This is a genomic window from Thermocatellispora tengchongensis (assembly GCF_014202315.1).
Classification (GTDB): domain Bacteria; phylum Actinomycetota; class Actinomycetes; order Streptosporangiales; family Streptosporangiaceae; genus Thermocatellispora; species Thermocatellispora tengchongensis.
In genome coordinates, this window is sequence record NZ_JACHGN010000002.1 from 70,983 (window position 1) to 89,420 (window position 18,438).

Sequence of the window (18,438 nt, forward strand, 5' to 3'; positions counted from 1 at the left end):
TAATGGGGATCGGTAGGTTACGGGATGGCAAACGGCGAAAAGTTAACTTGCCGGGAACTGCGGCATTTGCTGCCACTTACCGATCTTGTGAACCGCGATCAACGGCGTCGGCGAGTGCGGCCAGCGCCTCGGTGAAGGCCGACGCCGGCGGGCTCACCAGGCCCGCGCCCACCTGGCCGGTGCCCGCCACCCGCCCGGCGATGCCGGTGTTGACCACCGGCAGCAGGCCGGTGCGCGCCACCAGCGCGACGTCGATCCCGACCGGCGTGCCGCGGAACCCCAGCCCCGGAATCTGGTACGCCGGGTGCTCGGCCAGCGTGATCTCGTACATCGACCGGGTCGCGGCCGTCGCGTCGGACACGTCGCCGCCCACGAACCGGACGATCGCCGGGGCGGCGGCCATGGCGAACCCGCCCAGCCCGGCCGTCTCGGTGATCGTGGAGTCGCCGATGTCGGGGTTGGCGTCGTCCGGCCCGTACGCGCCGAGGTACAGCCCGTCGGGCACCCCGGCCGGTCCGGTGAACCAGCGGTCGCCCAGGCCGGAGACCTGGATGCCGAAGTCGGTGCCGTTGCGCGCCATCGCCACCACCATCGACGACCCCGGCACGCCCCGCGCCGCGTCGGCGCTCACCTTGCACGCGGCCATCCCGGGGTTCAGGAAGAAGTGGTCGTTGCCGTTGATGAAGCGCAGCACCTCCGCCGCGTGCTCCGGCGACGCCTCGACCACGGCGGGGGCGATCTCGCGGACCAGCAGCGAGGTGGCGGCGCGGTTGCGGTTGTGCAGCTCGTCGCCCATCTGCAGCGCCTGGGAGGTCAGCGCGCGCAGATCGACGGGCCCGGAGCGGGCCAGCGCCGCCGCGAGCACCGGGCCGAGCACCGCGCCCATCCAGCGCAGCCGCTCCAGCACCTCCGGGCCGTACGCGCCGTAGCGCAGCACCTTGCCCAGGCCCTCGTTCAGCGAGCAGTACGCCACGCCGCCGTGCTCGGCGTCGCGCACCTCGAACATCCACATCGACGGGCTGACCACCCCGGCCATCGGCCCCACCGTGCGGTGGTGGTGGCAGGGCTCCAGGGACGCCTCGCCCGCGGCCAGCCGCCGCTCGGCGTCCTGCGGGTCGCGGGCCAGCCCCTCCAGCAGCATCGCGCCGACCAGCGCGCCCCGCATCGGGCCCGAGGCGCGCTCCCACGTGATCGGCGGCCCGGCGTGCAGGAACGCGCCGGGCGTGAGCCCCAGCACCTCGCGCGCCGGGCGCACGCCGACGAGCTGCGGGCGCGCCGAGGTCATCCGGTCCACGGCGAGCGCGTTGGCCCGCTCCCGGCGCGGGTCGGCCAGCACCGTGTCAAGCGCGGCGGCGGTGCCGGCCATCGGCGGCCTCCAGGCCACCGGGACGCGCGGCACGGCCTGCGCGTCCAGCGCCTCGCCCAGCGGCTCCGCCCCGACGGTGATCACCACGGGCTCCCGCCCGAGCAGCGCCGGCGTCATCGAACCCCTCCCGTCTGCTGCCCCTCGCCGGGGCCGAGGAGAGACACTGCGTACCTCGCGGCCTCGGCGTTCGAGGCGAAGACCGAGGCGCCCGCGCCGGTGAGCGCGGCCACCTGGCGGTCGCGGCCCTGCGGGTCGCCCGCGGTGCCGATCAGCGCGACCACGACGGCCGTGCCCCGGGCCACGGCGTCCGCGACGGCGGGGGCGAGCGCGGCGGCCGGGTCGGGGTCGGCGGCGTGCCCGAGCACCACGTCCAGCAGCGCCACCGCGCCCCCGGGCACCGCGGCCAGGGCCTCCAGGCGCAGCGCTGGGTCGATCATGGGGTGCGGCCGGCCCCGGGTGTAGGCGTCGTCGCCGAAGTCGGTGAACTCGCCCCGGCCGGCCAGGAACCGTGCCTCGGTGCACAGCGTGCCGCCGGAGTACAGCCCGTACAGGCCGCCGGGGTAGGCGCCGGGCCGGTCGCCGGGCGCCGGGTACGCGGGCCAGGACGGCACCGAGGCCCCCAGCGCGCGCAGCGCCTTCTCCGCCGCGGCGGTCAGGTCGTCGCCGGAAGGGTCGAGCAGCGCGGTCACCACGGGGGTCGCCAGCCTCTCGGCCGCGGCCCGCACCTTGCCCGCGACCTCGGGCGCGGGCGGCTTGGAGATCAGCACGATCAGCTCGGTCGCCGGGTCCTCGTCCAGGGCCGCGAGCGCGCGCAGCGTGGAGCGCCCGCCGACCTCGGCGGACAGGTCGCGCCCGCCCACGCCGAGCACGTGGCTCACCCCGGCGCCGGCCTCGTCCAGCAGGCAGGTGACCTGCTGCGCGCCGGTGCCCGAGGCCGCCACCACGCCCACCGGGCCCGGCCGCAGCACGTTGGCGAAGCCGAGGCCCACCCCGCCGATCACGGCGGTGCCGCAGTCGGGGCCCATGACGAGCACGCCGCGCTCCGCCGCGCGCTCCTTCAGCGCGATCTCCCGCTCCACCGGCACGTTGTCGCTGAACACCATCACCGACAGGCCGGCCTCCACCGCGTCCAGCGCCTCGGCGAAGGCGTGCTCGCCGGGGACCGAGACCAGCGCGAGCGTCGCGTCGTGGCCGCGGGCGGCGGCCCGCACAGTACGGGGCGGATCGGCCGCGCCGCCCGGCCCGGAGGAGGCCGGGCGGCCCAGCGCGGCCAGCAGCCGGTCCAGCTCCTCGCGCGCCGCCGACGCCGCCGCGGCGTCCGCGGCCCGGATCGCGACCAGCAGGTCGGCGGGCTCGGCCGGCGGCACGGCGAAGCCGAGTTCCGCCGCCAGGCCCAGGTTCAGCTCGGTGGCCATGGCCACGATCGCGATATCCACCCCGGGCATCGCGCTCAGGGTCCGGCTGACCCGCATCAGGCTGACCGAGTCGTGGTACACCCCGGCCCGTACGAGCACCAGCTCGCCGTCCCCGTTGTCGCCGTTCATGACGTTCGTCTCCCCGGGCGCGGTCAAGCGGCCCGTTCCGCGGTCAGGCCGAGCACCGCGTCCAGGCCGATGCGCAGCCCGCAGGCCAGGTCGGCCCCGGAGGTGTGGCCGAGGGTGAGCAGCCGGGCGAGCGCGGGCTCCAGCGCCTGGCGGCCGGCGATGCCGCGCAGCACGGCCAGCACCTCCAGGCTCGCCTCGCCGCGCGCCGCGCAGTGCAGCAGCGTGGCCGAGATCGGCGTGGTGCGGGTGCGCGCGTCGAAGGTGACGGCGGCGGCCAGCCAGTCGGCGAGCCAGACCGCGCGGGGCGCGCCGCTGGCGTGGCCGAGGTGGCGCAGCGCCACCATCAGCCCGGCCAGCACGTCGTCGCCGCTCGGGGTCAGCCCGGGGCCGAGGCCCACGAGGTGCTCGGCCGCGGTGATCATGCCGACCAGGGAGCCGGTCACGCAGCCGTCGGCCAGCATCTCGGCGGCGCCGTTGTGCTCCAGGCCGGGGCGGCGCGAGGAGGCGCGGCAGATCTGCGCCATCGCGGGCGCGGCCTGGGCCAGGCGCGCGGGGTCGGCGGAGCCGAGCGGCGGGGCCGGGTTCCACCAGCGGCGGGCGCGCAGGCTGATCCGGCCGACCTCGATCGCGCCGTCGCCGACCACCGCCTCGTCGCCGACGGTCACCCGGGGCAGCTCGCCGGCGAGGACGACGGCGTTGGGCAGCCGGGTGGCCTCGCCGGTCAGCACCGCGATCACGTGCGGTTCGAGTTCGGTCCTGACCTCCAGATACAGCCCGGCCGGAAAGGCGGCCAGCACGCGCGCGGGCTTGCGCGGCGAGTCGAGGACCGGACGCAGCGCCGCGCTCGCGGCGCCGGACACGTTCGTACGGGCGGTCGCCCGCGCCGGGGCTCGCCGCGCCCTCGGGCGCGTTCCAATGGTCACCAGACCTCCAAGACGTCAGCGGTTCGCGCACGTCGGGCGCGTGCTTCGCGCCCCGTACGGATGCCTGCCCCCGCGCGGCGAACCCTGAACCCGACGGTAGAACGAGCTTCTACGACCTCCGTACGGGAAAAGCTGCCAACAGTCAGCTCATCTGTTGGCTCTTCCTGCCAGACAGGACATCAGTCACAATTCCCCTCATGGAACCCCCCGTGCGCCTGGCCAGCACCGGCACGATCATCCACGGCGTCGCAGTCGGCGAGGTGCTGGGCGTCTCGACCCTCGCCGGAGCGAGACTGATCGCGGGGGAGAGCGGCCTCGGCAGGATCGTGCAGCGCCTCAACGTGATGGAGGTGCCGGACATCCTGGCCTGGGTCAAGCCGCACGAGCTGCTGCTCACCACCGGCTACCCGCTGCGCAACACCCCGCAGTCGCTGGACCGGCTGGTCGCCGACCTGGACGAGCGCGGGCTCGCCGCGCTGGCCATCAAGCTCGGCCGCTATCTCGACGAGCTGCCCGACGACATGGTCGAGCAGGCCGACCGGCTCGGCTTCCCGCTGATCCAGCTCCCCAACGACGTCGGCTTCGACGACATCCTGAACCAGGTGCTCACCGACATCCTCAACCGGCAGGCGGCCGTGCTCGCCCGCGCCGAGGAGGCGCACCGGGCGATGGTGCAGGTCGTGCTGGCGGGCGGCGGGCTGCGCGAGGTGAGCGCCGAGGTGGCCGGGCTGCTGGACGTCGCCGTGGCCGCGCTGGACGGGGCCGGGCACGTGCTGGCCGCCGCGGGACCGGCCGAGCACGTCGCCGCGCTGCGCGAGATGGCCGCCGCCGGGCCGGGCCCGTACCCGTACGGCGTGGCGCACACCCCCTCGGCCCACCCCGGCGGGCGCGCCTTCGCCACCGTGCCCGTGGTGGCGGGCGGCCACCACCACGGCCGGATCGTCGCCTACAGCCCCACCGGCGGCATACGCGACAGCGATGTGGGCATCCTGGAACGCGCCGCCACGGTCGCCGCCCTGGTGGTGACCCGGCAGGAGGCGGTGAACGCGGTGGAGAGCAAGTACCGTGCCGACTTCCTGCGCGACGTGCTCACCGGCCGGGCGGGCACGGCGGAGCGGGTGGCCGCCCGCGCCCGCGCGTTCGGCTGGGACCTGGAGCGCTCCGTCACCGTGATGGTGGCCGAGCTGGACCCCGAGTGCGACGAGCGCACGGCGCAGGACCGGCTGGTGTCGTCCTGGACCGCCGCGATGCGCCGCCACGACCCGCGCGGCGCGGTCGCCGGGTTCTCGCACGAGGTGGTCGCGGTCGTCGGGGCGTCCTGCGACGCCGCCCGGCTGGCCAAGGACGCCGCGGCCTCCTTCGCCGAGGCGCTGCCCGCGACGTTCTCCACCGGCACCAGCCGCACGGCCCCCGGCGCGGACGCGCTGCCGGAGGCGTACGGGCAGGCGCTGAAGGCGGCCAGGGTGGGCCGCCAGCTCCACGGCTCGGGCGCGGTCGCGCACTTCGACCAGCTCGGCGTCTACCGGCTGCTGTCGCTGGTCAACGACACGGCCGAGCTGCACGCCTTCGTCCGCGAGACGCTCGGCCCGCTCGCCGCCGACGACGACGCGGAGAACGCCGACCTGCGGCGCACGCTCCAGGTGCTGCTGGAGACGAACCTGAACGTCGCCGAGACCGCCCGGCGGCTGCACTTCCACTACAACACCCTGCGCTACCGGATCGGCAAGCTGGAGCGCCTGCTCGGCAACTTCACCGAGGACGCCCACCTGCGGCTCAACCTGACCCTGGCGCTGCACGTACTGCGCATGCGGGGCATCTGACCCAGGTCCATATGCTGGAACCGTGGACGAGACCTTTGAGCTGGACACCGACTACATCCCCCTGTGCGACCTGCTGAAGGTCTGCTCCATCACCGACACCGGCGGCGCCGCCAAGCACCTCATCGCCGCGGGCGAGGTCAAGGTGGACGGCGAGGTCGAACTGCGCAAGGCCCGCAAGATCCGGCCCGGCCATACCGTGACCGGCGAGGATTTCCGCATCACCGTGGTTGCCGCCCCGTAATCAAGCGCTCACCGCCCGGCCCGCCGAAAGTGCGCGAGCGGAACGCTGGTCAACCGCGCGAATTTGGCAGATCATGCCCGTGAAGGCCGGTTACGGCTGGCCTAATGTGCCCGGCTAACAGGGAGATATCCGCCGCGGAGGAAGCCTGCGGGGCGGCCACCGACCGACGGCCCGAGCGGAAAAGGGGCTTGCATGGTTGCGGGTTGGACCAAACACGGTGACGGACGGCATCTGGCTCCCGGAGAGGTGGTCAGACCCGACGAGCGGCTGTCCTGGCCGCGCATGGTCGGCTTCGGCGCCCAGCACGTCATCGCGATGTTCGGCGCGACGTTCGTGTTCCCGCTGGTGATGGAGCTCGATCCGAACGTCGCGGTGATGATGTCCGGCGTCGCCACGATCCTGTTCCTGCTGATCGTGAAGGGCAAGATCCCCAGCTACCTGGGCACCAGCGCCTCCTTCGTGGGGGCCGTGGCCGCGATCCGGGCGGCGCAGGGCGACGACGCCACCGTCACCGGCGCGATCCTGGTGGCCGGCCTGGTGCTCGCGCTGGCGGGTGTGGCCGTGCACTTCCTCGGCATCCAGATCATCCACCGGATCTTCCCGCCGGTCGTCACCGGCGCCGTGGTCATGCTGATCGGCTTCGGCCTGGCCTACGTCGTGGCCGACGTCTACTGGCCGTCCGACCCGTGGATCGCCCTGATCACGATGGTCGCGACGTTCCTGTTCATCGTGCTGCTGCGCGGCTTCCTCGGCCGGATCGGCATCCTGCTCGGCCTGATCGTCGGCTTCGCGCTCTCCTGGGCGGCCGACCGGATCTTCGGCGCGATCACCGCGTTCAACGCGGGCACCGGCCAGGTGGACACGCACATGCGGGTCAGCTTCGACGCCGTCGCCGACGCCCCCTGGTTCGGGCTGCCCAGCTTCCACGGCCCCGAGTTCCAGGTCTCCGCGATCGTCCTGGTGCTGCCCGCGGTGATCGCGCTGATCGCCGAGAACGTCGGCCACGTCAAGGCCGTGGGCCAGATGACCGGCGTGGACGTCGATCCGTACGTCGGCCGGGCGATCATCGGCGACGGCGTCGGTACCATGGTCACCAGCGCGGTCGGCGGCTCGCCCACCACGACGTACGCCGAGAACATCGGCGTCATGGCCGCCACCCGCGTCTACTCCACCGCCGCGTACTACATCGCGGCGGTCATCGCGATCCTGTTCGGCCTGTGCCCGAAGTTCGGCGCGCTGATCGCGGCCACGCCCAACGGCGTCCTCGGCGGCGTGACCGTCATCCTGTACGGCATGATCGGCCTGCTCGGCGCGAAGATCTGGGTCGAGAACCGGGTCGACTTCTCCGACCCGGTGAACATGGTCCCGATCGGGGCGGGCATCATCCTGGCGATCGGCCCGGTGCGGCACATGATCACCGAGGACTTCACGCTGGAGGGCATCGCGCTCGGCACCATCGTGGTGCTGGTGGGCTACCACGTGCTGCGCGCCCTGGCGAACCGCGGGGCCCCGCCGAAGCAGGTCTCCGCCGGCGAGATCGGCTTCGAGAAGGGGGCCGCGACGTGATCCCGCCGGCCCCGACGGAAGGAGCTTCGTGAAGCCACCGCCCTTCGACCACCACGCGCCCCGCGACCTCGGGGCGGCGCTCGCCGCCCTCGCCGAGGCCGGGGCGCGCGGCAAGGTGCTCGCGGGCGGGCAGAGCCTGATCCCCATGCTGAACATGCGCCTGGCCGCGCCCGAGCACCTGATCGACATCAACGGCGTCGCCGAGCTGGACACGCTGGAGGCCGGGCCCGCCGGGGTCACCGTCGGCGCGCTGGCCCGGCACTCCCGGGTCGAGCGGTCGGCCGAGGCCGCCGAGGCGCAGCCGCTGCTCGGCCAGGCGCTGCGGCTGGTCGCCCACCCGGCGATCCGCAATCGGGGCACGGTGGTCGGCAGCCTGGTGCACGCCGACCCGGCGGCCGAGCTGCCGGCCGTGCTGGCCCTCCTCGGCGGCTCCGTACGCCTGGCGCGCGCCGGGGCCGCGCCACGCGACGTGCCCGCGGCCGAGTTCTTCACCGGTCCGATGGAGTCGGCCGTACGCCCCGGCGAGCTGGCCGTCTCGGCGTTCTTCCCCGCTCCGCCGCCCCGCTCGGGCACCGCGTTCCGCGAGGTGGCCCGGCGGCACGGCGACTACGCCCTCGCCGGGGTCGCCGCCCTGGTCGCGCTGGACGACGACCTGCGGGTGGCGCAGGCCCGGGTCGCCTGCGTCGGGGTCGGCCCGGTGCCGCTGGTGCTGGACGTCACCGAGGAGTCCGCGGGCGACGACTGGGCCGCGGCGGCGCGGGCCGTACGCGAGCGGGCCGAGCCGGAGGACGACATCCACGCCACCGCGGGGTATCGCCGGCACCTGGCCGGGGTACTCGCCGAGCAGGCGCTGCGCGAGGCGGCGCTGGAGGGACGCGCCAATGCCTGAGCGCACGCACGACATCACGCTGACGGTCAACGGCGTCGTGCGGCACGCCACCGTGCCCGCGCGCCGCCTGCTGTCCGACTGCCTGCGGCACGACCTCGGCCTCACCGGCACCCACGTGGGCTGCGAGCACGGCGTATGCGGCTGCTGCACGGTCCTGCTCGACGGCGAGCCCGTACGCTCCTGCCTGACCTTCGCCGTCACCGTGTCCGGGCACGAGATCACCACGGTCGAGGGGCTGGCCGGGCCCGGCGGCCGGATGTCGCCCGTGCAGCGGGCCTTCGCCGAGTGCCACGGCCTGCAGTGCGGCTTCTGCACCCCCGGCTTCCTGTGCACGGTGACCGCCCTGCTGCGCGAGAACCCGGCCCCGACCGACGCCGAGGTCGTCGAGGGCCTGTCCGGCAACCTGTGCCGGTGCACCGGCTACCAGAACATCGTCAAGTCGGTCCACCGCGCCGCCGAGCTGATCGCGGAGGAGTCGTGACGCCCCGGCACGCGCCCCGCGGAGAGGAGTCCCGGTGACGACCAAGCTGTTCGGCGAGCCGGTGCAGCGCCGCGAGGACCCCCGGCTGCTCACCGGCCAGGGCCGCTACCTGGACGACCTGGGCTCCGGCGCGCTGGCCGCCGCGTTCGTGCGCTCGCCGCACGCGCACGCCCGCATCCGCGACATCGACGTCTCCGGCGCGCTCGACGTGGACGGGCTGGTCGCGATCTACACCTGGGAGGACCTGCCCCCGAGGGTCGCCGAGCCGCTGCCGCTGCTGATCCCGCACCCGGCGCTGACGCACGGGCGCACGGCGTACCCGCTGGCCCGCGACACCGTGCGGCACGTCGGCGAACCCGTGGTGATGGTGGTGGCCCGCGACCGCTACCTCGCCGAGGACGCCTGCGCGCTGATCCGGGTGGACTACGAGCCGCTCAAGCCGGTGGTCGGGGTCGAGGAGGCCCTGGTCGGGGCGCACCGGGTGCACGAGGACGTGCCCGGCAACGTGGGCGCGCACCTGGTGCAGGAGGTGCCCTCGGCGCGCGGCCGGACGGCCGCGGAGGAGATCGAGGCCGCGCCCCACTCGCTGAGCTTCCGGCTGGACATCGAGCGCAGCGCGTCCATGCCCCTGGAGGGCCGCGGCGTGTACGCCCGGTGGGATCCCGACGACCGGTCGCTGCGCGTCTACTCCAGCACCCAGACCTCCACCAGCGTCCGGATGGCCCTGGCCGCCAAGCTCGGCCTGCCGCTGCCCTCCGTCGAGGTGATCGCGCCCGACGTCGGCGGCGGCTTCGGCGTGAAGATCGTGCACCCGTGGCCGGAGGAGGTGCTGATCCCGTGGGCGGCCATGCTGCTCGACCGGGAGATCAAGTGGACCGAGGACCGGCGCGAGCACTTCGTCTCCTCCGCCCACGAGCGCGGCCAGGTGCAACACGTGAAGGTGGGCTTCGACGACGAGGGCCGGGTGCTCGGGCTGGACGTGACGATCCTGCACGACCACGGCGCCTACACGCCGTACGGGATCATCGTGCCGATCGTGACCGCGACCCAGCTTCTCGGGCCGTACAAGATCGGGGCGTACCGGGTGGAGTTCTCCTCCATCTACACCAACACGGTGCAGGTCACGCCGTACCGGGGCGCGGGCCGCCCGCAGGGCGTGTTCTGCATGGAGCGCACCATGGACCGCATCGCCGCTTACCTCGGCCTGGACCGTACGGCGGTGCGCGCGGCCAACTTCATCCAGCCCGAGGAGTTCCCCTACGACCAGGGGATGATGTTCCAGGACGGCCGCCCGCTGATCTACGACAGCGGGAACTACCCCGAGTCGCTGCGGATGCTCAAGGAGCTGATCGGCTGGGACTCCTTCGAGGAGCGGCGCGCCGCCGCGGCGGCCGAGGGGCGGCGGATCGGCATCGGCATCGGCTGCTACGTCGAAGGCACCGGCGTCGGCCCGTACGAGGGCGGGCACGTGCAGATCACCTCCGACGGCCGGGTGCACGTCTCCACCGGCCTGACCTCACAGGGGCAGGGCCACGAGACCGTCTTCGCCCAGATCGCCGCCACCGAGCTGGGCGTGCCCATCGAGCGGGTCTCGGTGGTCACCGGCGACACCCGCAGGTTCGGCTACGCCGTGGGCACCTTCGCCTCGCGCGCCGCCGTGATGAGCGGCAACGCCATCGCCCTGGCCTGCCGCAAGGTGCGCGAGAAGGCGCTGCGCATCGCCGCCGACGCGCTGGAGGCCGACCCGGCCGACCTGGAGATCGACGACGGCATCGTGCACGTCGCCGGCACCCCCACCGCCTCGATCCCGCTGGCCACGGTCGCGGTGCTGGCCAACCCGCTGCGCTACGCCTTCGACGAGGAGGCCCGCCGCGCCACCCAGTTCACCGGCACGGCCGCGCTGGACCGCCCGCCGGTCGCCGAGGGCCAGGAGCCCGGCCTGGAGGGCCGCGACTACTACTCGCCCGTGCGCTCCACGTTCGCCTCCGGCATGCACGCCGCGATCGTGGAGACCGACCCCGGCACCGCCGAGATCAAGATCCTCCGCTACGCCGTCGTGCACGACTGCGGCAAGCTGATCAACCCCATGATCGTGGAGGGCCAGATCCACGGGGGAGTGGCGCAGGGCGTGGGCGGCGCGCTGTACGAGCGCATGGTGTACGACTCGCACGGCCAGCTCCTGAACGCCTCGTTCATGGACTTCCTCATGCCGTACGCCACCGAGGTGCCCCGGATCGAGACCGCCCACCTGGAGACCCCGTCGCCGCTCAACCCGCTGGGCATCAAGGGCGCCGGCGAGGCCGGGGTGATCCCCGTCCCCGCCGTGATCGCCTCCGCGATCGAGGACGCCGAGGGCATCCCGATCACCCGGATGCCGATCTCGCCGTCGGAGCTGCACGAGCTCAGACTGCGGCGGCCTCCTGGGTGAGCCGCTTGCGGAACACCCAGTACGTCCACGCCTGGTAGCCCACCACGAACGGCAGCGCGGCCAGCCCGATCCAGGTCAGCACGTTCAGCGTGTACGGCCCCGAGGCCGCCTCGGCGACCGTCAGCCCCGGCAGCGGCTCGGGCCAGATCGAGGTGAACAGCGCCGCCGTGCCCGCCACGATCACGGTCGCCGTGGCCGTGAACGCCCAGCCCTCGCGCCGGCGCCAGATCAGCGCCACCGAGGCGGCCAGCCCGGCCATCGCCACCAGGGCGAGCGCCCACACCGGCCACGGCCCGCCGCCCGGGATCGCCGACAGCGACACCACGCCGAGCGGCACGGCCGCGAGCGCGGCGGCCACGGCGGCGCTGCGCGCGCTGCGGCGTACGGGGCCCTCGGTCTTCAGCGCGATGAACACCGCGCCGTGCAGCAGGCACATCGACAGCGAGAACAGCCCGCCGACCAGCGCCGCGAGCCCGCTGTCGAGCAGCAGGTCGGCGAAGATCGCGCCCCACAGGAACGCGGGCAGGCCGCTGCCCGCCATGACGCCGAGGTCGCACCAGGCGCGCCCGGCCGGGGTGGTCACCTTGCCCCGCCACTCCAGGCCGACGCCGCGCACGATCAGCCCGCACAGGACCAGGACCAGCGGCAGGTAGAACTGGCTGAGCATCCCGGAGTACCAGGCGGGGAAGGCGGCGAACATCGCGCCCACCGCCGTGATCAGCCAGACCTCGTTGCCGTCCCACACCGGCCCGATCGTGTGCACGATCTGCCGGTGCTGCGCCTCGTCGCGGGCCAGGACCGGGGCCAGCACGCCGACCCCGAAGTCGAACCCCTCCAGCAGGAAGTAGCCGGTCCACAGGAAGGCGATGAGCACGAACCAGAAGGTGGTCAGTTCCATGATCGTCGTAGGCCCCTCAGTACATCAGCGTCGGCTGCAGCCGGCTCTCGCCGGTCACGGGCTCGGGGTCGGCGGGCGCGGGCTGCGGGACGTCCGGTCCCTTGCGCACGTACTTGACGAGCAGCACGCCCTCGCCCACGGCCAGGGCGCCGTACAGGACCGTGAAGATCGTCAGCGAGACCGCGACCTCGGTGAGCGTGACCCCCGGCGAGACGCTGGCGGCGGTCAGCAGCTCGCCCGCGACGGTCCACGGCTGCCGCCCGATCTCGCTCAGCAGCCACCCCGCGACCATCGCGAGCGTGGGCAGGGGCAGCGCGAGCAGGCAGGCGCGGGCGAACCAGCCGGGGACCTCCCGCCGGCGGCGGGTCAGCCACAGCCCCAGCACCGAAAGCGCCACCGTGGACAGCCCGAACACGATCATCACCCGGAACGACCAGAACACCACGGGCAGGTTCGGCCGGTAGTCGCCGGGGCCGAACTCCTTCTCGAAGCGCGCCTGCAGATCCTCGGTCCCGGCCACGGTCGCGTTCGGGTCGTTGGTGGCCAGGAAGCTCAGCAGTTGCGGGATCTCGATCCCCGGCACCACCGAGAACGGCGCCCCCGCTGTGTCACGCTCCAGGCCCTCGGCGGCGGCCAGCTTCATCGGCTGCTGCTCGTGCAGCAGCTTGGCCGACATGTCGCCCGTGCCCGCGACGATCACCCCCGCGACCGCGGTCATCAGCAGCGCCGCCCGCATCCCGCTGCGCCACATCACCGCGTCGCCGCCGCGGAAGCCCCGCGCCCGCCGCTCCTTGACGATCCGGTAGCCGCACACCGCGATCACGAACCCGCCCGCGACCACGAACGCGGCCCCGATCACGTGCGGCACCTGCGCCAGCGCCGTCGAGTTGGTCAGCACCGCCCACAGGTCGGTCATCCGCGCCCGGCCGTCCACGACCTCGTACCCGACCGGGTGCTTCATCCAGGCGTTGGCGGCCAGGATGAAGTACGCCGACAGGTTCGACCCGATGGCCGCGGCCCAGATCGTCGCCAGGTGCACCCGCTTGGGCAGCCGCCCCCACCCGAAGATCCACAACCCCAGGAACGTGGACTCCATGAAGAACGCCAGCAGCGCCTCCAGCGCCAGCGGCGCCCCGAACACGTCCCCCACGAACGTCGAGTACTCACTCCAGTTCATCCCGAACTGGAACTCCTGCACGATCCCCGTCACCACGCCCATCGCGAAGTTGATCAGGAACAGCTTCCCGAAGAACTTGGTGAGCGTGAGGTAGTGCTCCTTCCCCGTGCGATGCCACGCGGTCTGCAGCCCCGCGACGAACACCCCGAGCCCGATCGTCAGCGGCACGAACAGAAAGTGGTACACGGTGGTCACCCCGAACTGCCACCGCGCCAGATCAAGTGCGTCCATCATCCCCTCACGGTTCTCGGAGCCCCGGCGGGACCGCTCTACTCCAAGTAGTACTACAGCCCGTAGAGCAACGCGCAGAGACGGGCCCCCAACCCTCTGCGATCTTCGTCACACCGACGCCCCCGCCCCCGGCCCCCTGGCCCCGCCCGATACTCCCGCACCCCATCCCCGGCGGTCGTCCCCCTCCAGGCTGATCCCCCCATACACCGCCCGGGGGAGGTCGCTCCCCGGCTGGACTCAGAGCCCGTGCCCAGGGCTACCCGGCTGCGCTGATGGCGCGTGCCGCCAATGGGGGCTGCGCTGATGGCGCGTGCTCGCCGATGGGGGATTGCGCTGATGGCGCGTGCTGCGATGGGGCTGCGGTCATGCCGGGGACTTCCGCCCCCGGCCGCCCGACCCCGCCCGATACTCCCGCACCCCGCCCCCGGGGGTCGTCCCCCTCCAGGCTGATCCCCCCATACGCCGCCGCGCCGGTCGCGGGCCGGGGCGGGGGTGGGCGGGCTGACCGGCCCGGCATGCGCGCGCCGAGCGGCCACGCCCCCGGCATGGGTGCGCCCCAGTGTGTCCCCGTTCGGGGAGGAGGCGGTGGGCGGGCGTCGCGTTTTCGCAGGTGTCGGCATCCACCTCCATCCGCCTTGGCGGAAGACCCGCGTCGCTCGGGCAGTGTGGCTTGCGTCTTGGCCACCAGGGTGGCCTCCGTCGGGGGGCGTCCGCCGCGCTGCGGCCCTGCCGAAGCCGGCCGCCCGGCCGGGCTCGCCTGTGCTCCTGACGGCGGCTGTGCTCATGGGGCGTGCGCGCGACGGTGGTGCGCCGGTGGAGCGTGCCGGCGCGGGTGTGCTTGTGGCGCGTGCTCCGCGCCTCCACCCGGCTCTCACCGCGGTCGTCCGGCTCCGCGCCCGCGTGCCACGTCGCCCCGGCCTGTTCGCATGCCGCGCTGTCTGCTGATCCCCCCGTCCCCGTCCCCCAACCCACTCGTCTGCGGTGGCCCTGGAGCCGGCCGGTGCGCGGTGCTCGCCGCGTCGCCGGTCATGGGCGGCAGCGCCTCCCGGTGCTGCGGGCGGCGCCCGTGCCGGATGCCTCGGCCGGGTCCGTGTCCTGTGCGTGCGGCGGTCCCGCCCGGGCGCCCATGCGGCATGCCCGGCCGGTTCCGTGTCCTGTGCCTGCGGTGCGTCCCACCCCGCTCCGGTGCCGGCTGGTCCGCTGGTCCCGCCGATGCGCGCGCCGTCCCGTTTCGGACGCCCCGCTTGCGTGCGGTGCCGCCACCTGACCCCGCTCGCGCACTGCCTGCCGGCTGTCTCGGTCTGCGCGCGGGGTGTCGCCGCGCCTCAGGCCGGAGGGCTGTCGTGGCCGTGTCCGGGGCGGAAGGCGGTGAAGGCTCGGGTGATGAGGGTGGCCGGGTCGGTGGTGCCGTTGGTGCGTACCCATTCGGCGGTGGCGGTGTCGAGGGCGGCGCCGGCCACGGCGGTGTAGAGGGCGGCGGTGAAGTCGTCCAGGTCGGTGCCGGGGCGGGCGCGGAGGGCGGCGGTGATCAGGCGGCGGGACTCCTCGCGGCGTTGGTGGAAGCGGGCGCGCAGGGCGGGGGTGGACTCGATCAGGCGCAGGCGCTGCACCTGGGTGGTGGACTGCCTGATCGTCGCCTCCCAGGACAGGGTGACGGCGTGCAGGGAGTCCCAGGGGTCCTCGCCTTCGGGGCGGGCGGCCAGTTCGGCGGCGAAGCCCTCGCCCATGGCGTCCACGGCGCCGAGCACCATGTCCTCTTTTGTCGCGAAATAGCGGAACAGGCTGCGCTTGGACAGGCCCGCCTCGCGGGCGACGTCGTCCATGGTCGTGGCCTCGAAGCCGCGCTCGGCGAACAGTTTCAGGGCCAGCTCGGCCAGTTCGGCCCGTACGGCGCGCCTCGCCCGGCCGCGCACCCCGCCATCGTCGGTCACGACCGAAAGTGTACTTACTGGCATTGGTTGACGTTAGTGTCACTCGATGACAGGCTGGACGGCATGACTCAGATGAACGGGCGTACCGTGCTGGTGACCGGCGGCACCGGAGGGATCGGCAAGGAGACGGCGCGCGGGCTGGCGCGGCTGGGGGCCAGGCTGCTGCTGGTGGGGCGCGACGCGGCGCGGGCGGAGGCGGCGGCGCGGGAGTTGCGGCGCGACACCGGCAACGACGACGTACGCGCCCTGACCGCCGACGTCACCAGGCAGAAGGACCTGCGCGCGCTGGCCCGGCGGGTGGAGGAGATCGGCGCGCTGCACGTGCTGCTCAACAACGCCGGCGTGAGCCCGCCCGGCCGCACCCTGACCGAGGACGGCGTGGAGACCACCTTCGCCGGCAACGTCGTCGCGCCCTACCTGCTGACGCGGCTGCTGCTGCCGCTGCTACGGGCCTCCGGGCGGGGACGGGTGGTGAACATCACCGGCGGCGTGCCACGAGGGAGGCTCGATCCGGCCAACCTCCAGGCCGAGAAGTTCTTCATCGGATGGCTCACCGACACGCAGTACAACCGGTCCAAGCTCGCCCTCATGGCCATGAGCCGGACGCTGGCCGAGGTGGCGGCGGGCGAGGGGGACGTGACGGTCAACGTGGCCTATCCCGGGCACGCGTACACGTCGATGAACCGGGCGCTCCGCATGAGCGCCTTCCCGGTGCTGCTGCGGCCGATCGTGCCGGTGCTGCGGCTGATCATGCCGTACGTCTACGGCGACCTGGAGAAGCCCGCGCGCAACGGGATCAGGCTGGCGTCGGACCCCGCGCTGGACGGGGTGACCGGGGCGTACTTCGACATCAAGGGCGAGAACGCGGCATGGCCGCCCACCACCGGCGACCCTCGGGTGCGGGCCGCGGTGTGGGAACTGTGCGAGCGGCTGGCTCCGGTCAGCGGTTGATGGGGCCCTGGGTGTCGCGGATCGGGGTGGGGGCGCGGTCGCCGAGCACGGCCAGGATCTCGGCGCAGATGGCCAGGGCGGTCTCCTGCGGGCTGCGCGCGCCGAGGTCCAGGCCGACCGGGCCGCGGATGACCGCCAGCGCCTCGGCCGGAACGCCGCGTTCGCGCAGGCGCTCGGCGCGGCCGGCCTGGGTGTGCCGGGAGCCGAGCGCGCCCACGTAGCCGATGCCCGCCGCCAGCGCCTCGGCCAGCACCGGTGTGTCGATCGCGGGGTCGTGGCTGAGCACGACCAGGCAGGCCGAGCGGCCGTGGGCGGCGAACAGCGCCGAGGCCGCCACCGGGTCGTCCACCACGCTCGCCGCCCAGCCGAGCAGGCGGGCCTGGGCGTCCAGCGCCCCGGCCAGGTCGCCGCGGCCGACCACGACCAGGTGCGGCGCCGCCGCCACGCTCTCGATGAGCACCCTGCGCCCGGCGATCTCGCGGATCTCGCGCGCCCCGCGGCTGCGGCTCAGCACCCGGCGCGCGGCGGGCACCGCCTCGGCGTCCAGCCCGGGATCGCCCAGAGAGCCCTGTACGTCGTCCGCCCGCACCACCGCCGAGGTGCCCGGCCCGCCGTCGAGCGCGGTGACCAGCGCGGCGCCGGACGGGTCGGCGATGGCCTCCCACCACGCGGGCGGGATCGCGGGCAGCGGCTGGAGCAGGACGGTGGCGTGGCCGCCGCACACCAGCCCGGCGGCGACCGCCTCGGGCTCGGTCACGCTGACGTCGAGCAGCCGCGGCGTCCCCCCGGCCAGGACCTCCTCGGCGCCGCGGCGCAGCGCCGCGTCGGCGACGCCGCCGTACAGGCCGCCCGCGGTCGCGCCCTCCTCGCTGATCGCCATCGCCTGCCCGGCGTCGCGCGCGCCGAGCCCGTGCTCGCTGACCGGCCTGGCCACCACCGCGCGAACGCCCCCGGCCCGCCACTTGCCGACCGTCTCCACGAGATGTCTCATGGCCCCATTCAATCCCAGATGGACACGCGTACGGTGGGGCGGAAGCGGGCGCGCGGCACCCCGGCGGCCGGTGACAGCATGACCTGGGTGGCGGGCGGGGTGGTGAGGAAGTCCAGCAGCGAGCCGGCGGCGCCGGAGCGGCGGGTGCGTACCAGCGTGCTGGCGTACCAGCAGGCGTCCATCGGCGTGGCCGCGGTCTCCACCACGGTCAGGTCGCCGCGGCGCAGCCGGGGGGTGACCAGGTGGCCCACGGCCGGGGCCACGCCCGCGCCGTCGGCGGCGGCGTCCCAGGCGACGGCCTGGTTGGCGAAGACGCGTACGCGGTCCTCCGGGATGCGCAGTCTGCGCAGCAGCCGCGCCGCGTCGCTGCCCGGGTCGGTGCCCGAGGGGTCCACCAGCCAGGTGTCCCTGCGCCCGCCCGGCGCGCCGACGGCGATCATCCGGCAGCGCAGCACCGGCTCGCAGACCAGCCCGGAGCCCGACAGCGGCGGGCCGAGGGCCACGTCGGCGAGGCGGGCCGACAGCAGCAGCGGCATCTCGCCGCTGGTCGCGACCCCGCTGGTGACCTCGATGGCGCGGCGGGCGGCGTAGGCCAGGCCGAGCGGCCCGGCCACGAACTCGCCCAGCTCGCTGCCCACCACCAGGTGCAGCCGCTCCGGGCGGCCGGACCGCACCGCGGCCTCCGCCTCCGCGCCGAGCGCGACCATCTGCGCGGCGATGCCGAGCAGCCGCCGGCCGCCCTCGGTGAGCGTCATCCCGTCGCCGCCGCGGGTGACCAGCGGGTCGCCGAAGCGCTGGCGCAGCGCCCCCAGCGCCTGCGAGACCGCGGGTTCGCTCACGCCCAGGGCGCGGGCCGCCGCCTTGACCGAGCCGAGCCGCGCGACGAACACGAACGCGCTCAACTGCGTGAGGGTCACAGTCCCTTCATAGAGCCGTGAGCCACATTAAGGAATCCCTTATTTCTCGATTGTCGGGTAGCGGCCACGGGATCAGTGTGTCCG

15 protein-coding genes are annotated in these 18,438 nt (G+C 74.2%); 7 read left to right on the plus strand and 8 right to left on the minus strand.

Features of this window, described 5'->3' with window-relative positions; translation table 11 throughout:
• Positions 1-76: 76 nt before the first annotated feature.
• From HNP84_RS03750 to HNP84_RS55845, 3 genes are read right to left on the minus strand one after another with little or no spacing between them, the layout of a single operon-like run.
• A complete protein-coding gene (locus HNP84_RS03750) occupies positions 77-1,483 on the minus strand; it encodes a YlbE family protein (protein WP_185047930.1) in 1,407 nt (468 codons plus the stop codon).
• Entirely contained in the window at positions 1,480-2,910 is a 1,431-nt protein-coding gene (locus HNP84_RS03755) for an AllF/FdrA family protein (protein ID WP_185047931.1), read from the minus strand. Before HNP84_RS03755 ends, HNP84_RS03750 begins: the two co-directional genes overlap by 4 nt.
• Before the next feature lie 23 nt (positions 2,911-2,933).
• Positions 2,934-3,833: an oxamate carbamoyltransferase subunit AllH family protein gene (locus HNP84_RS55845; RefSeq protein ID WP_185047932.1), complete on the minus strand. Its 900-nt coding sequence runs from the start codon at positions 3,831-3,833 to the stop codon at positions 2,934-2,936.
• A 197-nt stretch (positions 3,834-4,030) separates the two neighbouring features.
• Here HNP84_RS55845 and HNP84_RS03765 point away from each other — a divergent pair, with 197 nt between their 5' ends.
• The 6 genes from HNP84_RS03765 to cutA all read left to right on the plus strand — a co-directional run bounded on the left by HNP84_RS03765 (position 4,031) and on the right by cutA (position 11,258).
• The gene (locus HNP84_RS03765) at positions 4,031-5,653 is read left to right on the plus strand and encodes a PucR family transcriptional regulator (RefSeq protein WP_185047933.1); all 1,623 of its coding nucleotides are present in this window, start codon (positions 4,031-4,033) and stop codon (positions 5,651-5,653) included.
• Positions 5,654-5,675: 22 nt separating this feature from the next.
• Complete coding sequence (locus HNP84_RS03770; protein ID WP_185047934.1) at positions 5,676-5,894, plus strand: RNA-binding S4 domain-containing protein; 219 nt, start codon at positions 5,676-5,678, stop codon at positions 5,892-5,894.
• A 192-nt stretch (positions 5,895-6,086) separates the two neighbouring features.
• On the plus strand, positions 6,087-7,460 hold the full coding sequence (locus tag HNP84_RS03775) for a uracil-xanthine permease family protein (RefSeq protein ID WP_185047935.1): 1,374 nt from the start codon (positions 6,087-6,089) through the stop codon (positions 7,458-7,460).
• A 28-nt stretch (positions 7,461-7,488) separates the two neighbouring features.
• Entirely contained in the window at positions 7,489-8,349 is an 861-nt protein-coding gene (locus tag HNP84_RS55850; RefSeq protein WP_185047936.1) for an FAD binding domain-containing protein, read from the plus strand.
• Positions 8,342-8,830: a (2Fe-2S)-binding protein gene (locus HNP84_RS03785; RefSeq protein ID WP_185047937.1), complete on the plus strand. Its 489-nt coding sequence runs from the start codon at positions 8,342-8,344 to the stop codon at positions 8,828-8,830. Before HNP84_RS55850 ends, HNP84_RS03785 begins: the two co-directional genes overlap by 8 nt.
• Positions 8,831-8,864: 34 nt before the next feature.
• Positions 8,865-11,258, plus strand: coding sequence for an aerobic carbon-monoxide dehydrogenase large subunit (gene cutA / locus HNP84_RS03790; protein ID WP_185047938.1), 2,394 nt, complete (start codon positions 8,865-8,867; stop codon positions 11,256-11,258).
• Here cutA and cydB read toward each other — a convergent pair.
• The 3 genes from cydB to HNP84_RS03805 form a co-directional block, all read right to left on the minus strand.
• Complete coding sequence (cydB, locus tag HNP84_RS03795; RefSeq protein ID WP_185047939.1) at positions 11,233-12,156, minus strand: cytochrome d ubiquinol oxidase subunit II; 924 nt, start codon at positions 12,154-12,156, stop codon at positions 11,233-11,235. The two genes, cutA and cydB, sit on opposite strands and share 26 nt — an antisense overlap.
• 16 nt (positions 12,157-12,172) lie before the next feature.
• Positions 12,173-13,564, minus strand: coding sequence for a cytochrome ubiquinol oxidase subunit I (locus HNP84_RS03800; protein WP_185048413.1), 1,392 nt, complete (start codon positions 13,562-13,564; stop codon positions 12,173-12,175).
• Between the two features lie 1,325 nt (positions 13,565-14,889).
• Positions 14,890-15,495: a TetR family transcriptional regulator gene (locus HNP84_RS03805; protein ID WP_221335845.1), complete on the minus strand. Its 606-nt coding sequence runs from the start codon at positions 15,493-15,495 to the stop codon at positions 14,890-14,892.
• 63 nt (positions 15,496-15,558) lie between these two features.
• On the opposite strand from HNP84_RS03805, the gene HNP84_RS03810 reads away from it, so the two are divergent.
• The gene (locus tag HNP84_RS03810) at positions 15,559-16,446 is read left to right on the plus strand and encodes an SDR family NAD(P)-dependent oxidoreductase (RefSeq protein ID WP_221335846.1); all 888 of its coding nucleotides are present in this window, start codon (positions 15,559-15,561) and stop codon (positions 16,444-16,446) included.
• Here HNP84_RS03810 and HNP84_RS03815 read toward each other — a convergent pair.
• Together HNP84_RS03815 and HNP84_RS03820 are read right to left on the minus strand one after the other, a co-directional pair.
• The gene (locus HNP84_RS03815; protein ID WP_185047941.1) at positions 16,436-17,437 is read right to left on the minus strand and encodes an XdhC family protein; all 1,002 of its coding nucleotides are present in this window, start codon (positions 17,435-17,437) and stop codon (positions 16,436-16,438) included. The two genes, HNP84_RS03810 and HNP84_RS03815, sit on opposite strands and share 11 nt — an antisense overlap.
• An 8-nt stretch (positions 17,438-17,445) precedes the next feature.
• Positions 17,446-18,354 carry a LysR family transcriptional regulator gene (locus tag HNP84_RS03820; protein WP_185047942.1) on the minus strand — a complete coding sequence of 303 codons (909 nt, stop codon included), beginning with the start codon at positions 18,352-18,354 and terminating at the stop codon, positions 17,446-17,448.
• Positions 18,355-18,438: the final 84 nt, after the last annotated feature.

Coding starts and splice junctions, on each gene's coding strand:
- HNP84_RS03750 (WP_185047930.1), bottom strand. CDS start 1,483: ATGACGCCGGCGCTGCTCGGGCGGGAGCCCGTGGTGATCACCGTCGGG.
- HNP84_RS03755 (WP_185047931.1), bottom strand. CDS start 2,910: ATGAACGGCGACAACGGGGACGGCGAGCTGGTGCTCGTACGGGCCGGG.
- HNP84_RS03765 (WP_185047933.1), top strand. CDS start 4,031: ATGGAACCCCCCGTGCGCCTGGCCAGCACCGGCACGATCATCCACGGC.
- HNP84_RS03775 (WP_185047935.1), top strand. CDS start 6,087: ATGGTTGCGGGTTGGACCAAACACGGTGACGGACGGCATCTGGCTCCC.
- HNP84_RS03785 (WP_185047937.1), top strand. CDS start 8,342: ATGCCTGAGCGCACGCACGACATCACGCTGACGGTCAACGGCGTCGTG.
- cydB (WP_185047939.1), bottom strand. CDS start 12,156: ATGGAACTGACCACCTTCTGGTTCGTGCTCATCGCCTTCCTGTGGACC.
- HNP84_RS03800 (WP_185048413.1), bottom strand. CDS start 13,564: ATGGACGCACTTGATCTGGCGCGGTGGCAGTTCGGGGTGACCACCGTG.
- HNP84_RS03810 (WP_221335846.1), top strand. CDS start 15,559: ATGACTCAGATGAACGGGCGTACCGTGCTGGTGACCGGCGGCACCGGA.
- HNP84_RS03815 (WP_185047941.1), bottom strand. CDS start 17,437: ATGAGACATCTCGTGGAGACGGTCGGCAAGTGGCGGGCCGGGGGCGTT.